The sequence below is a fragment of the Mariniflexile gromovii genome (genome assembly GCF_017814435.1).
Lineage (GTDB): Bacteria > Bacteroidota > Bacteroidia > Flavobacteriales > Flavobacteriaceae > Mariniflexile > Mariniflexile gromovii.
The window spans coordinates 26,105-41,573 of sequence record NZ_JAGJCB010000001.1; the positions used below are offsets into that span (position 1 = coordinate 26,105).

At 33.9% G+C, this 15,469-nt stretch carries 17 protein-coding genes; 15 read left to right on the top strand and 2 right to left on the bottom strand.

Translation table 11 applies throughout. The features are described from left to right. Positions 1-131: 131 nt before the first annotated feature. Entirely contained in the window at positions 132-947 is an 816-nt protein-coding gene (locus tag J8H85_RS00125; protein ID WP_209651464.1) for an AraC family transcriptional regulator, read from the bottom strand. 164 nt (positions 948-1,111) lie between these two features. Further along, a complete protein-coding gene (locus tag J8H85_RS00130) occupies positions 1,112-2,527 on the bottom strand; it encodes an aldehyde dehydrogenase family protein (protein WP_209651466.1) in 1,416 nt (471 codons plus the stop codon). Between the two features lie 214 nt (positions 2,528-2,741). Here J8H85_RS00130 and J8H85_RS00135 point away from each other — a divergent pair, with 214 nt between their 5' ends. From J8H85_RS00135 to J8H85_RS00205, 15 genes are all read left to right on the top strand, one after another. Further along, positions 2,742-3,464, top strand: a complete 723-nt coding sequence (locus tag J8H85_RS00135) for an SDR family NAD(P)-dependent oxidoreductase (protein ID WP_209651468.1) — start codon at positions 2,742-2,744, stop codon at positions 3,462-3,464. Positions 3,465-3,508: 44 nt separating this feature from the next. Further along, positions 3,509-3,901 carry a DoxX family protein gene (locus J8H85_RS00140; protein WP_209651470.1) on the top strand — a complete coding sequence of 131 codons (393 nt, stop codon included), beginning with the start codon at positions 3,509-3,511 and terminating at the stop codon, positions 3,899-3,901. A gap of 2 nt (positions 3,902-3,903) precedes the next feature. Next, positions 3,904-4,866 carry a heme-binding domain-containing protein gene (locus J8H85_RS00145; protein WP_209651471.1) on the top strand — a complete coding sequence of 321 codons (963 nt, stop codon included), beginning with the start codon at positions 3,904-3,906 and terminating at the stop codon, positions 4,864-4,866. A 6-nt stretch (positions 4,867-4,872) separates the two neighbouring features. After that, positions 4,873-5,346: a hypothetical protein gene (locus J8H85_RS00150; protein WP_209651473.1), complete on the top strand. Its 474-nt coding sequence runs from the start codon at positions 4,873-4,875 to the stop codon at positions 5,344-5,346. A gap of 53 nt (positions 5,347-5,399) precedes the next feature. Then, a complete protein-coding gene (locus tag J8H85_RS00155) occupies positions 5,400-5,846 on the top strand; it encodes an organic hydroperoxide resistance protein (RefSeq protein WP_209651475.1) in 447 nt (148 codons plus the stop codon). 98 nt (positions 5,847-5,944) lie between these two features. After that, positions 5,945-6,619, top strand: a complete 675-nt coding sequence (locus tag J8H85_RS00160; RefSeq protein WP_317194974.1) for an alpha/beta fold hydrolase — start codon at positions 5,945-5,947, stop codon at positions 6,617-6,619. A gap of 1,917 nt (positions 6,620-8,536) precedes the next feature. Further along, a complete protein-coding gene (locus J8H85_RS00165) occupies positions 8,537-9,178 on the top strand; it encodes a DUF6266 family protein (RefSeq protein ID WP_209651479.1) in 642 nt (213 codons plus the stop codon). A 295-nt stretch (positions 9,179-9,473) separates the two neighbouring features. Continuing rightward, complete coding sequence (locus tag J8H85_RS00170) at positions 9,474-9,653, top strand: hypothetical protein (protein WP_209651481.1); 180 nt, start codon at positions 9,474-9,476, stop codon at positions 9,651-9,653. 665 nt (positions 9,654-10,318) lie between these two features. Next, a complete protein-coding gene (locus J8H85_RS00175; protein WP_209651483.1) occupies positions 10,319-10,861 on the top strand; it encodes a Crp/Fnr family transcriptional regulator in 543 nt (180 codons plus the stop codon). Positions 10,862-11,233: 372 nt separating this feature from the next. Continuing rightward, positions 11,234-11,542, top strand: coding sequence for a DUF1330 domain-containing protein (locus J8H85_RS00180; protein ID WP_209651485.1), 309 nt, complete (start codon positions 11,234-11,236; stop codon positions 11,540-11,542). A gap of 151 nt (positions 11,543-11,693) precedes the next feature. Then, complete coding sequence (locus J8H85_RS00185; RefSeq protein WP_209651487.1) at positions 11,694-12,269, top strand: c-type cytochrome; 576 nt, start codon at positions 11,694-11,696, stop codon at positions 12,267-12,269. Between the two features lie 116 nt (positions 12,270-12,385). Beyond that, positions 12,386-13,570, top strand: coding sequence for a hypothetical protein (locus J8H85_RS00190; protein WP_209651489.1), 1,185 nt, complete (start codon positions 12,386-12,388; stop codon positions 13,568-13,570). A 35-nt stretch (positions 13,571-13,605) separates the two neighbouring features. Continuing rightward, positions 13,606-14,304 carry a porin family protein gene (locus J8H85_RS00195; RefSeq protein ID WP_209651490.1) on the top strand — a complete coding sequence of 233 codons (699 nt, stop codon included), beginning with the start codon at positions 13,606-13,608 and terminating at the stop codon, positions 14,302-14,304. 321 nt (positions 14,305-14,625) lie between these two features. Beyond that, positions 14,626-14,958 carry a hypothetical protein gene (locus J8H85_RS00200; protein WP_209651492.1) on the top strand — a complete coding sequence of 111 codons (333 nt, stop codon included), beginning with the start codon at positions 14,626-14,628 and terminating at the stop codon, positions 14,956-14,958. Between the two features lie 119 nt (positions 14,959-15,077). Beyond that, entirely contained in the window at positions 15,078-15,434 is a 357-nt protein-coding gene (locus tag J8H85_RS00205) for a hypothetical protein (protein ID WP_209651494.1), read from the top strand. The last annotated feature ends 35 nt before the right edge of the window (positions 15,435-15,469 follow it).

Consider the following 15,469-nt stretch of genomic DNA (forward strand, 5'->3'; position numbering starts at 1 on the left):
CTTGTTTTATTTGTTTTGAAAGAAACTATTTAATCACATATGGCTATAAAGGTTTTATGAGGGCAAATATAAAGAATTATTGATTTATTGAAAAAATTGTTGTGAAGTCATAATTTGTAAAAGTGGCTTTCTTAAACTGAACTAATTTTAGAGGGCGATTCTCCAAACATCTTTTTAAATACAAAAGAAAAATGCGAAAGGTCTTCAAAACCCAAATCCAAATAAATATCGGAAGCCGTTTTCCCTTTTCGTGTAATTAAATAATAGGCTTGTTCTAACCTTTTTTGCTGAAGCCAACGACCAGGTGAGCTATTAAAAATTGTTTCAAAATCCCTCTTAAAGGTGGCAAGACTTCTACCAGTAAGGTATGCAAACCGGTCAAGTTTAACATTAAAATGGTAATTCTTGTTCATAAAGGCTTCCAAATCAATCTTATGAGGGTCTGTAAAGTCAAATAAAACGTCCTTTAGTTCTGGGTTGGTTATTAATACCAATGTAATGGCTTCTTTTAATTTTAGGTTCATCAGTTCTTGACTCTCCAATCCGCCCATTTTATGATATCTAAACAATGAATCAATGTAACCTAAAAACAAGTTGTTCTTTTGTAAATTCAATAGTTTGATGCTGTTCGGTGTGTGTTTGCCTTCAATACCATACTCCAAACAGTAATCTTTCAGCGTTTGCTGGTCGAGATAAATAGATACGGATTGATACTCCCCATGTTCAGGTGGCTGTTTCAAAAATTTCATTAACTGGTTTCTTCTCAAAAAACGGAATGAACCATTCGAAGAGACATACTCATTGCTGCCATCGTTGAATGTGAGCGAACCTGCTATTTGGTAACTTAATGTATGTTCGGGCACAAAATGTTCACCTTCCCAGTTTTGTTGATGATAACAATGGAAAACTATACTCGATGGTTTTTTATGTTCTTTATCTAATTGCATCCAAATATAAAATTAGTAAACTTATTTGATACTACAGATGTTAATGTGCAGTACCCCTTAACAAATTCACTTTATTTTTTTGCAAAGTTATTTGGATTTAAATAATGAAACTTTGTTGAAAAGCTCAATGGTTGTTTGTTAAAAAGCTCATTTTTAAAAGTTCTTTAAATCAAAATTGCTTTTGGCTCTAATTGTGCTTCTAGTCCATATATTCCACCCTCTCGGCCTATACCCGACATCTTGAAACCACCAAAAGGAGCGTAAGGGTCATGTGCCATAGTATTGATGGAAACCCTACCTGCTTGGATACGTTTTGCCATTAAATTGGCTTTATCAATATCATTACTACTTATAAATGCATGTAAACCAAAAACTGTATCGTTGGCAATACTAATGGCTTCCTCTTCTGTTCGGTAAGTAAGGATAGATAATACGGGACCAAAGATTTCTTCTTTCGCAATTACCATATCTGAAGTTACATTAGCAAAGGCGGTGGGCTTTACAAAATATCCTTTTGTGTTTCCTTTTGGTTTTCCCTCACCACCAATCAACAATTCAGCTCCTTCTTCAATTCCGAAACGGATATAGTTTTGCACTCGTATAAACTGTTTTTCATTAGCCAAAGGGCCAATATCATTTTTTGGATTTCTTGGGTCACCTACTTTAAGGGCTTCAATGCTTTTTACAACTATTTTTTTGACTTCAGGTAGTAATTTTTCAGGGACAAGCAATCTAGAACCTGCAATACAAGCTTGGCCATTATTTTGAAAACAGCATTGTACAGCCATGGGAATTGCTGTTTCTAAATCGGCATCTTCAAGAATAATATTGGGTGACTTTCCACTTAATTCCAAAGTTAAACGTTTCATGGAGTTTGATGCGTTACGGGCGATTATTTGACCTACTTGAGTAGAACCCGTAAAGCAAATTTTTGAAATATAGGGATGCGTAGAAAGTAATTCGCCTAATATAGCGCCTCGGCCATTAATGACATTTATAACCCCAGAAGGTAAATTAGCCTTATGGAAACATTCCATCAGGATTTGTGTTTGTTGTGCACTAAATTCACTCGGTTTTATAATTACTGTACATCCTGCGGCTATGGCAGCGGCAAGCTTTACACATATAGAACCTGCACTAGAGTTCCATGCGGTTAAAATAACTGTTACACCAACAGGTTCCATAACTACGCGGGAATTTCCAACTGTTTTTTCAAATTCAAATTCATCCAATACGTTTTGAAAGTAAAGAAAAATATCCGCAGCATATTGGTTTGACCATAACGCGCGTTGCTCGCTGGCACCATATTCTTCAACTGTAGCTTCCTTGAGCATATCCATTTTTTCTGTTAAGGCATCATGCAAGCTTTTCAAGTAGCTTTTTCTTTGTTGAACCGTAGTTTGTGAAAAGTGTTCCATGGCATTTTTAGCAGATTCTATAGCTTTTAACGCATCGGTTTCTGTGCTCATACGAACCTCGGTGATAACTTCTTCGGTAGTGGGATTTTTTAGGAACAGTACTTCATCACCTAATATATCGATGAAAGTACCGTTGACATAATTTTGATTAAATATTCTCATAATAAAAATTTTCAACAAAATTATAGCCTTACTTCTGTAACCATATTGTTAAATGGCTCTAGGTTGCATTGTTGAAAAGCTCATATGTTTCAATCATCTTAAATAACCCTTATTCATTTTTTGAGCCTTACAGCATATCAAAATTGAGCCAACTAGCATAATTGAAAATTGCTTTCAATAATAATTTTGTTCATCAAAAATTAAATAATTAAACATGAGAAAAGTATTAATAACGGGAGCAAATAAAGGTTTGGGCTTTGAACTTGCAAAATTTCTGTTAGAACAGGGGTATTTTGTGTATTTGGGCTGTAGAAGTATTGAACAAGGAAAAATAGCTTTTGAAAAGCTAAAAGAAGAAAGATTGAATAATTGCCAATTCCTGAAGATTGACATATCCAATCAAGATTCTATATCGGAAGCAGTAGAAACGCTTGCATCAAGCACAGAAGTACTCGATATTCTAATCAATAATGCAGGAATTTTAGGTAAAAGACAGAGTTTAAATGACCCGTTGACAGTTAAGGATGTTCGGGAAGTATTTGAAACCAATTTTTTCGGAACAATAATGGTGACTGAAGCTTTTTTGCCGTTTTTAAAGAAATCTTCACTTGCAGTTATAGAAAACATTACGAGTGATTTGGCTTCACTTACGTGCCATCAAAATGAAGATTGGCATCTCTATAAAGCTAAATCCATTAGTTATGGACCTTCTAAAACAGCTTTAAACGCCTATACAGTTGCATTAGCCTATGAATTGAAAGATTTGAATTTTAAAGTCAATTGTGTGACTCCAGGTTGGACATCCACAGATTTCAATGGTCATAGCGGTGGAAAATCGGCTAAAGAAAATTGTATCAATCTTTCTAAATATGCTATGCTAGATGAGAATGGTCCAACTGGTAAATATTTTGGTGAACATGGAGAATTGCCTTGGTAAAATGTATTAGAAAGAATAATCATTAATGTCTAATTTTAATTGCAATGACAACAAAAAAACAAAAAACAATTTATAGGATTGGAATAGCATTAACCTCAATATGGTTTGGCTTAAGTGGCTTATTTGAAATTACAAAAAATCCAACTGTATGGGATAAAACCATCGCGTTAGGCTATCCCGCCTACTTTATAATAACATTAGGAATAGTAAAACTTCTTGGTATTGTGTTGCTAATAATTCCTATGAAATCGACCTATAGCTGGGTAAAAGAATGGGTTTTCGCAGGACTCTTTTTTGATATTTTCTTCGCACTGGTTTCTGGATGTGTAGTATTTGGACCTTCTGAAATTATTGCTCCAGCTATCGCTTATGCTATTGTGTTCAATACCTATATTTTTTACAGGAAAATTAAGCTGGCAGAATCAAACACACAATAGTCATGAAAAAGCGAACTATAAAGATTGTACTAATAGCTCTAACTGGAATTATAATACTATTTCTGATTCTTCAGTTTGCTGATAAACCGTTGGAGAATAGACCTGTTATCTCCGAAGTAAATATTAATCCTGAAATTAATGCGGTTTTCCAACGTGCTTGTTACAATTGCCATTCTAATGAAGTGTCTTTGAAATGGTTCGACAAAGTGGTTCCAATTTCATGGATTGTAAAAAGAGACGTATCATATGCTCGGGAAGTAATGAATTTTTCAGAATGGGATAGTACCCCTGCTGCTGAAAATGGAAAGTTATGGGCTATTTTAAATATGGTAAAATCTTATAAAATGCCTCTCGAAAATTATTTAACGGTACACCCTGAAGCCAATGTTACAGACCAAGAGATAGCACTTATTGAGGGTTACGTTCGGGCATTGCCAGATGAAAACTTTGCAAAAGACACCCTTCGTAAAAAGATTTCTGACGACGAATTTAAGCTATGGAGAAATATAGAACACCATATGGACTCTGTCCCTTTATCTCCTAACGGTATTAAATACTCCGACGATTTCAAAAACTGGAAGGTATTAAGTCTAAATACACTTTACGGAGAAACCATGCGCGTAACATATGGTAATGATATCCTTGTAAAAGCGATAGAATCCGAACAATTTAATTCGATACCAGATGGAGCCATAGCTGTAAAAGCCGTTTGGGAACAAACACAAAATAAATATGGTGAAATAACACCTGGTAAGTTTATTAATGTTCAGTTTATGGTAAAAGATGCTAAAAAACATAAGGATACAGAAGGCTGGGGTTTTGCAAAATTCTCAACACAAAACTTGATACCTTACGGAAAAACACCGGATTTTGCTGTGAATGCCTGTATAAGTTGCCATCGTTTGAAGGCTAAAGAAACAGGATATCTATTTAATGTTCCCGATAAAATCACCTTCAAAAAATAAATTGATATGAAGTATATGGTAAAAAATAAAACTCTGGCTCTTTTGTCTGCTCTATCTATAATGGCTTGCAGTAATAAACCAATTGCGGAAACGGACTCTAAAAGACTCATTTTTGACCATGAAAGTATGATAGTTATAACAACAGTTATCAATCCGAAATTAGAAACTATGGCTGTACTTTATGGTAACAAAAGAGCCTATCAAGCGGCACTTTTAGAAAATGACGTACACAATCCCGGAGAGGAATATATCTATGTAACATGGAAATATATTGAAAACCCTCGATGGTTTGGTAGTAATATAAGCAAAGATTTAGTCTCGGTGGAACGTATAAGAGTAAAGCAGGATGAAGAAAGAGAATATCTAGTTTTTGATTACAGAATCGAGAAAGGAAATCCACTTCCAGTGAATGGTGTTCAGTTAAATAAGAAGGCACGAATGGACTATATATTCGAATATCGACCTTCTGTGTTACCTTAAATACGAGAACCTTTATAGTAAAAGCATATAATCTTAAATTAAAATCAAAAGTCATGAAAAACGAAATTCAAAAAGTATTGTACACAGCCAAAACCCATACTATAGGTGGGAGAGACGGAAAAGCAATAAGTAGCGACGGCAAACTGGACATTAAACTTACACCTCCAGGAATAAAATCTGAAGGCACCAATCCAGAACAAATGTTTGCGGCTGGCTGGTCTGCCTGTTTTCTGGGCGCATTAGGATTGGCAGCTAAAAAGAGTGAGGTGATGTTACCTTCAGATACGTCAATAGATGCCGAGGTTGATTTAGGTACAACAGTGGATGGCTTCCAGTTAGAAGCTCGTCTTAAAATAAACATGCCAGGTCTTGACAAAGATTTAGCGAAGCAACTTGCTGAAATGGCTCATCAAACTTGTCCATACTCGAAAGCCGTAAAAAGTAATATTAATGTTACTATTGAGGTAGGAGTAGAAATATTAAAACTTCAAAACTCTTGAAAATGAAAACCATTTTAAGAATAAAACCATTTGTAATTTCAGTGGTTTTAATAACAGTGTTGGGATTTGTAGATGTCACACATTCACAAAATTCAAATGTGAAGAATGTAGTGTTAGTTCATGGAGCGTTTGCCCCACGTTCGGGATGGCAACAAGTGTATTCAATTTTAACCAAAAATGGATATCATACAACCGTAGTGCAAATCCCCTTGACATCCCTTGAAGATGATGTAGTGGCTGTTAATCGAGCATTAAATAAATTGGACGGTAAAGCTGTTCTTGTAGGACATTCATGGAGTGGAACTGTAATTACTGAAGCTGGAGTACATCCAAATGTTGCATCATTAGTCTTTATCAGTGCCTTTCAGCCTGATGTTGGGGAAAATACCTTACAGTGGGTGCAATCTGAACCTTCAGCTCCAGAAAGTGGACTCTTGCCTCCAGATGATAAAGGCTTGGTGTATTATGATAAAGAGAAATTTCATGCTGGTTTTGCAGCCGATTTAACCAAGGAACAAGCAAATTTTATGGCAGATGCTCAACAACCTATTGCAGCCTCTTGTTTTACAGATGTGATTTCAAAGGCTGCTTGGCATGATAAAAAATCTTTTGCAATCCTTGGTTCTGAAGACAAGAGTATCAACCCACTCATTTTAAGAAAAATGTATGAACGCTCTGGAACACAATTAACAGAGATTAAAGGAGCGAGTCATGTAGTATTTATGTCACATCCTAAAGAAGTTGCAAACCTCATCATTTCAGCCGCCAATTAGCCAAGTTAAAAATATGAGAATTGCTTCATTTTGTTGATTATAAAATGAAGCAATTTCCTGTGTCTTTAACATTCATTAGCGTTATATACATAATTAACGCTGGTATTGAGAATTTGGGGGGCAGGTAATAAGGTGTTCGTCAGTCGTTCATTTTGTTCCATAAAACATATCTGCAAGCCATACAGTATTTTCAATATCATTCCAATCAAGGCGAAGCACTCACTCAATCAATTTTATTAGTATCTTCAAAGGGCTTGCATATACCATAAATAGCACCACTGCGGCGACACGTCCTCGTTGGCGCTATTTATTTGTTTTACTTCACACATTGCACTCCTTCCTCACCCGCAGCTACTCTTGTACCCAAACCCAATAAGGTTGCGCTTCGCGCGCTCTTTTAATTGGGTACAACCGCTGCTTCACTTTATGCGAGCCTGCGGGTCGCTTCGGGCAAAACCCACAGTCAAATTGTTATACCATAAGATCATTCGACAATAATAAAATATAGGATTACTTCAAAATCATCCTATTTAAAACTGTGGGTTTACGGGTGTCACATTTTTTGAACGTCCCAAGTTTGCAAATAAGATAACCGCAGTACAATTCAGAAAATTTGTTATTGAATTGACAATTTTGTATTTAAGGATATCTTAAACTTCAATTAACACTGCGGATTATCCTATTTTGCAAAGTGTACACAAGAGCAACTCATTCAGTCCGCAAATTCCATCCAACGCTCAATAGTTTTTACATTCCGGGTTTGCCTTACTTTAGAATGGAATGAATTGATTCCTCAAAATCCTATAATTCCTCAAACCCTATTTGCGTAGGATATTTGGCAATCCCAAAATGAAAACTATTCCCAGCCCTTCCATTTGCTTCCTTCAATCCTTGCACTTGCATAAACTTGAATATTTTGAACTACCCATAAAAATCCACCTGATACAATATAAAAATCAAAAAATGCGCCACCCTTGCGGTAAACCGTTGCTGTGGTACGCCCTTTTGCAGAAAAATGCAATGGGCTATTACCACACCACCCTTGCTCAACTCGCAGCCGGCTCGCGCCTTTTAGATTACCTGCTAAATAGAAGTTCCAATTGAAATTAGATGGAATATAAAGACAATCAGCTTTTTGATTTTTATTGAATATTGATAGACTTTAAACGTCAAATCCGATTATATAAAAAAAACTCATACATAAAGCAAAGGTACAGGCGTGCGGATGCGAGAGCCACAAGGGTTCACTACGCCTGTTGAAAAAAATCTCCACCCTTGCTTTTTGCTTGCATTATACTTTTTATTGTTAATCATACTGCGTACTGCTATTGAACACTGTGAACTAAAACACGGGTAGTATTTTTTTTACAGCCCTTGCGTCAATCGCACCGTCCTGTGAAACAAGGGCATTATGTTTAAGTCTTTATTTACAGTCCGTTTAGGTAGCAGATGGTTACTGGCGGGCATACGTACATCAGGTAGTCCATTCCATGTAGGTGTTCATTACGTTGGCTTTAAAGAGTACACGTTGCGCATCTTTTGGTTCGAGTGCTGTCTTTCAGAGCTTCCTTTTTAGGAGGCTCTTTTTTTATTCGCTTCTAAAAAAATACATAAAAGATGGAACCAAAAGAATCTGGAAAAATTATATCCATCAGGAAAAACGGATTGAACAAGTCAAAACATACGGATTTAATGCATTGCTGCGCAATGTCATAATATCCATCTGTCATTAGAACAAAAACCATATAAACCTTTCAACTCTTGACTGCAATGCAAAAGAATGCAATTCTACGCAACATAATCTTGATTGAATTGTATGCATAATTATTGCCATACATTTAATCGGAAGGTATTGCTTCAGGCCAAAGCCGTATCAAGTCCAAACAAAAAATTGTTTCATTTAAATTAATAGAAAAAATGGGTAAAATTGCTCAAGGTATTTTAGGAGGGCTTTCAGGTAAGGTTGGAAACATTATCGGTGGAAGCTGGAAAGGGATTGACTACATTAGAATTAAACCTTCAAGTGTAGCAAATCCAAGAACTGTAGGACAGGTAAATCAAAGAACGAAGTTTACCGCTACTTTAGAATTTATTCAAGCTATTAAACCTTTTATCCAGAAAGGATATAAGTTTTTAGCTGTGAAGAAAACTGCATTTAATGCGGCGATGTCGTACGTGCTAAACAATGCGATTACAGGGATTGAACCCAACTTTGAGGTTGATTATGCAAACGCCCTGGTGAGTAGAGGAGGTTTGTCTGGTGCTTTAAACCCAACTGTAGACCTTGCTGTTGCGGGTGAAGTCACTTTCAATTGGGACGACAACTCTGCCGAGGGTAATGCCAATGTTACGGATAGAGCGATGGTGCTTGTTTATAATCCTTCAAAAAAGGAATCTATGTCCGGTACTGAAGGAGCTGCAAGAACAGTTGGAACGCAAACTGTGCCAATCCCAACGACTTACGTAGGCGATACTGTAGAGCTATTTATGGCATTTATAGCAGCTGATGGTAGTCAGTTATCGAATAGCACTTATTTAGGCTCTGGAATAGCTAATTAAGGCTTGGTGTTTTATGTTTGGAAACCGCTCAAATTGAGCGGTTTTTTTTATGCTATATTCGTTCTTATAGCAATTATAGTTTTGTTTTTAGTTGTTGCAAATATTCCCTTTTTTATCAATTTTTGTATCCTATTTGTTGCCCAAATGCTGTAACCTCAATGGATTCAAGGGTAGTTAGATATTGTATCGGGAAATAATCCGCCATTATTTAAAGAATACCGAAAACACACTAAACCGCTATAAAGCTCTTTAATTAGGTATTCAACTTTAGTAAACAACGCAATACTTACGTTTTATGAATGATAAAAATCAAGCGAAAATAAAATTAACACAGGAACGAAGAGAAGAGTTGTTAAAATTATTAAAAGCACCAACAGAGATTTATATCGAAGTTTCTCCTTCTAAGGAATCAAACTTGCAATTCAGGGAATTAATAGAAAAAGGATTCAAAAAGAGTAAAACCCGGAAACCCTAAATTAGAGCTAAAATTTAAACTTGACTTCTAACTAAGATAATTACATATTACATTCACATTTTATGAAAGACAAAAAAACATCAAGAGGCAAATTAACACCGACGAGAAGAGAAGAGTTATCATTACTCTTAACGTTGCCGAGGGAGATTTGTAAAAAAGTACAGCCATCCATGAAATCCAACATGCAATTCAGGGAGATGATACTAAAAGCGGATTTGGAGGCGGAAACGCCCAAGACTTAAGCCGAACCAACTAAATCAAACCCTTGTATAAAAATATTATTTTGTTATTTCTTAAGTGAAAATTCTGAAAATAGTTATTAATTTAATTTAAATCGGCTAAGTTTTAGAATTAATTATGGACCTAAAATTACAACTAACCGATATTTAGATTAAGTTGTATTCTGTATCGGGAAGTAATTAAATTTAATTAGCACAATTTGAAAGATTTATTTTGCTAATCTCTATTATTTAAAGCTGTAATTGACTACTTATTAAAATTTATAAATTTTTTAAAGTTCAAAGTATCTTTATTTGAATGACTTTAAATTAACCTGGAAATAAGTATCATTCATTTTTAAAATTGATTAAAAATTTTAACATACTTGTTTGACTTTTAATGTTTAAACAATACTTTTGTTGTAGTCATTCTGTAAAGTTTAACTTATGAATCTATTAAGGGGTTTATTATCTAAAATTATAGAAGAAAATGCTTTTGAAAAAAGTGTTCATCTTAAAAAAAATGAATATTTAAAAATTGCTGGAAGTTCAGATACCAATTTGTATTATGTGGAAGAAGGTGCTTTATCTGTTTATTCAGTAGACAAGTTTGAGGAGCACATAGTTTGTATTGGCTATAAGAAATATAATGATTTGGTCTTAGATCTAGAAAGTTTTATTACTGAAAAATCAACGGATTATTATATACAAGCCATAAAGAAATCCGAGGTGAAGGCTATAAGCAAGAAAAGAATAACTTTACTTTTGGAACAATACCCTCATTTAAATAAGGAATGGAGTGAGTTTCTTGAAAAAATAATCCTCATTATGTACGATAGAGTACGAGAAATATTTACATCCACTCCAGACGAACGCTATTTTAATGCTTTAAAGGAAAACCCTCATTTGTTTCAGGAAATTCCATCAAAATATATTGCTTCTTATTTGAGAATGACACCTGAAACTTTATCCAGGATAAAAAAGTATTAAAATTATATCTTCTACCATTCCGCACCAATTTTAATGCTGTAAACATTAAGTTTTTTTAATAAATCTAAATTCTTGATTTCAATCAAGGTTTAGGTAAATACAAGTGCTGATATTTGTCAAAAAAAGCAATGAATATCAATTAAATTATTTAATTAATGATTTAGTTGAAATCATTAGAAGCAATTTAAACCGTGCTGAAGAACTGAAAAAAATTCCTTTGAGGGATCTTGCTATATAGCATCATCATCTTCCTGGACTGTTTTAAAATGCATAGAACATCTGAATTTTTATGGAAGTAACTATTTGCCGGAAATAGAGAAAAGTAAAGCACAACACAATTAATAAAACTAGTATAATTTAAAAAGTTAAAAAATGGCAGCATATTGTTTATTTGACATCATTGAAATTCATAATGAAGAAGCAATGAATACCTATCGAAACAACGTAATCGATGTTGTAGGTAAGTTTAAGGGAAAATACATTGTAATTGGCAATGGCACTGTAAAGGAAGGTTCATATAAGCCCGTATACCCCGTGATGATAGAATTTCCTTCTTTAGATTTGGCTGAGGCTTGGTACAATTCTAAAGAGTATAGTAAGCTTAAAGAATTACGACTAGCAGCTGTTACTTCCAATGCTATTTTCTTTGACGGTTTTGTACCCAACCATGAAACGTATTAATTACAGGAAATCCAAAATCAAGTAAATAGAATGGCTTTTAAATATGTTAAACTATGTTAAAATTTATTAATAATCTGTAACAGAATATTATGACAGTAGTCATAGGGTAGTTCAAAAATCAATTAATCAAAAATCAAAAACGAACAGAATTATGAAAACACACATTTTTAAATTTGCAACAATTGCAGCTGTATTAATGCTAATTGGCTGTAATAATTCCAAAGAAGAGAAACAAGATTACCAAAACAAAGAATCAATTCAAAATCAAATTGAAAGGGGTAAAAATTTAGTTGACGTTATTGGCTGTAACGATTGCCATTCTCCAAAAGTTATGACGGAAAGAGGTCCAATTCCTGACCCCAATAGGTTGTTGTCTGGACATGACTCAAATGAAGTTTTACCTTCGTTTGATCCTGAGGCAGTGAAAGGATATGTATTATTTAATATGAATAGTACCGCCGTAGTAGGGCCTTGGGGAACTTCTTTTGCTGGAAATTTAACACCTGATGATACAGGTATTGGAACCTGGACAGAGGCTCAATTTTTAAAAGCCATGAAGGAAGGGAAATACAAAGGTCTTGAGGGGAGTAGACAATTATTGCCACCTATGCCCTGGCCAGCGTATTCTAATATGCCAGATGAGGACATAAAAGCCATTTTTGCCTATTTGAAAAGCATTAAACCGGTTGAAAATATAGTGCCTCAACCTGTCCCACCAATACAATAAAGATATAGTCATTTTTTACGGTTTTATTCAACATCATTCGTGGTGCAGAGTGAACTATGCCCTTAAAAAACCAAAAAACAGACGTGTTGAGTTTAAAATAATTTAAAATAACAAAAATGAATTTACAAAAAATGAAAAAACGTTTAACAATTATAGTCTTGATGGGAACAAGCATTTTGTTTTCCCAACAATCAAAACCATCTGTATTAGGAAATATAGATTTTTTTTCACTGATAGAATCGGCTCCTGAGTTAAAATCAACAACAGAAGCTGCATTTGAATATGCTTGTAATAATAATATTAACTGTCAAGGTGATTCTCAATTAGAGTTACAATATGAAAAATTTAAGAAAAAGATGGAGAATTATACTAATCAATTGGCATCATCAATACAACATAAGACCCAAAGTTTTTATGGTAATAAAAACCATGACGAAATATTTAATGACACAAAAAATCAAGTAAACCAAAATGAATTGATAAAGCAAATGGGTGGAGTAGATAGAATAAGTCAAATGAGTGAAAAGGAGAGAGAAGAGGTAGCTAAAAGAGAACTTGCCAAAAACACTTCAACGCTGTCATTTAGCCCTTTTTCTGAAGAAGAAATGCAACGTATGATGAATGACCCAGAATATGCCAAGCAAATGGCATCGAAGTATAATAACATGATCGAAAAGCAGAAAGCAGACATGGTTATGAATCAACTTGAAAAAAAAGACATTTATGTATCTAATGAAGAATTTGAAAATAGTTTAAAAAAACGGCAAGTGTACAAAAACACAATGGATATAAATCTGTTTGTAGCTGAGACTACAAAGCAATTAATAAATGCCTTTGAAAATTATAGCTTTAAAATCAAAGAATTTAAAAACACAAATGGAAATCATGATGAGCTAGAGCTTAGTTATGCCAAAGAACATGCTAAAATCCCTTTAGTGGTAATGGGAGAGGGTAGAGAACCAGACCCCAAAATGGAAAGAGAATTAAAATTGAATTATGCTTTAAAACATAAAAAAAGAGCAGCTTTGGAACTTGCACAATTACATGCAGAGCATAAAAATTTAATATCGGTTATTAATAAAACTATTTCGGATTACTATGACTTTTTAGATAAGAATGAGTACCGTGTAAATGGAAAAATGAATAACATTATTGATGGTACCAATACAGAATTGTCACTTGCTCAACTAGAAATGAGTATAGGGGAAACAATTGGCAAAGTTGCAGAAATCTGTTATCATGAAGTTTCTAGCGCTTCAGATTATGAACAAGTGTATCAAATAATATTAAACACGAAATAAATATTTTTTTCAATCATCAATTAAGATTTTTTATCATGAAGCATAAAATTATTAAAAACGGATTCATTGTAGCTGTGCTATTCTTGTCTAGCATTTCATTAAAGGCCCAAATTAAATATGGTGCCCAAATACATGGGCAGTTGAATACGGCATCATTTACAGCCGAAACAAGCCCTCTACCTGATAAAGATTGGAAATTTGGTTATGGCGGAGGTTTCTTTGTTGAAATTCCTATTTCTAGCGCATTTAGTTTAAAACCATCTTTAAATTATCTTCAAAAAGGTGTTAAGACAACTGAAAAACGGCCTGGAGGAGAGGGAGGTGGTACATTTACTCAGAAGACACGTATAAATCTTGATTATATAGAAGTGCCAATATTAGCTATTTATAATTTGGACAATAACCAAAGTAAATGGTATGTTGGAGTCGGTCCGTCATTTGGTTATGGAATTTCTGGAAATGCAGAAGTTTTTGATACCATGCAAGTAGGTCCTCAAACTAATACGGAATTTTTTAAAGTAAAAACATTTAAAGATGTTGAAGATGGGGGTATGGGGTTCAAACGTTTTGATTTTGGGCTTAATGCTATTGTAGGAATTCATTTTTTAGAAAAAGGGATGGTACAATTAGGGTACATTCATGGCTTATCTAATATTGCCAATAAAGATGATTTTGAAGGGAATAAATATAATAATAGAAGCATCCTGTTATCTTTAGGTTATCAGTTTAAATAAGAGGTTTATGTTTTGTTCATTTTAGCATCATTATTTTATTTCAATGTAATTTGGAAGGTGGCTGGATTCTTCAAGGTTAAGCAACAAACAGAATCTTGTGAAAAAGTTTTCATTCTTGATAATGGGCATACAAGAGATATACATAACCCACAGTATAAAAATAGATTCACTTCGTAGCGTTCGAAGACACTAAAGACGTTACAGATAGTTTTAAATCACTATAAAGTTTAAAGTTCATTCTGCAAATCCTGTTGCCGCTGAACAAATAAGGGCTTTTGAATACTTACATATATCATTTAAATAAAGTGGAGTAAACTTGGCATGCAAAAAAATATTCAAATAGACTTTAGAAAGTTTAATGAATTAAATTTTCAAAAAGATAATATAAATGATTATTCAACAAAACTCGAAAACAGGAGTGAGTTAAACTTTTCAGACTTTATAAAAGAACTTAATAAAGCCATTAAAACAGCAGGCGCTACGCCACTTACCAAAAAAGATGAGTTTGAGTGGTTAGAGCTTTTTGAAGACAACAAGAAAAAAGCCCAAGCCCTACAAACCCAAATAACCCAAACCGAAAAAGCAATAGACAAAATGGTTTATGATTTATATGGTTTAACCGATGAGGAAATTGCTAAAGTAGAGCAATCATAATTTTAACAATGTATATTTGACTTGTTATAAAATTTTTTGCAACAGCATTGCATTAAATAATTTATATCTTTGTTTTCGTAATGAAATTAATCATATCCATATCATTGTCAATATTATTTATGCTTCAGGCAATTTTGCCTAGTATGGATATGGGTTGCGAGTTCCAAAAGATTACAGCAATCTATTCACATTATCAAGAACACAAAAGCTTTGATGGGGATTCGTTTTTTGAGTTTATTATGGAAGATTATGTTCTGGGTGAAGAAGGTTCAAAAGAGCATCATGAAGACTCAAATCATCATGAAGCACCTCTTCATAATTCCCACCAATGCAGCCATATAGCGTATTTCATAACGTATCAGTCACAGTTTGTTTTAGAAAATTTTAATTTTAGCGAAAACATACGTTTCGATTATTATAATGCCTTTTTTTCTTCGGCATATTTAGATACTTTATTTCAACCACCTCGGGTTTAAAAATAGCTGTTCTCAATAATTGTTTTGAGAATAAA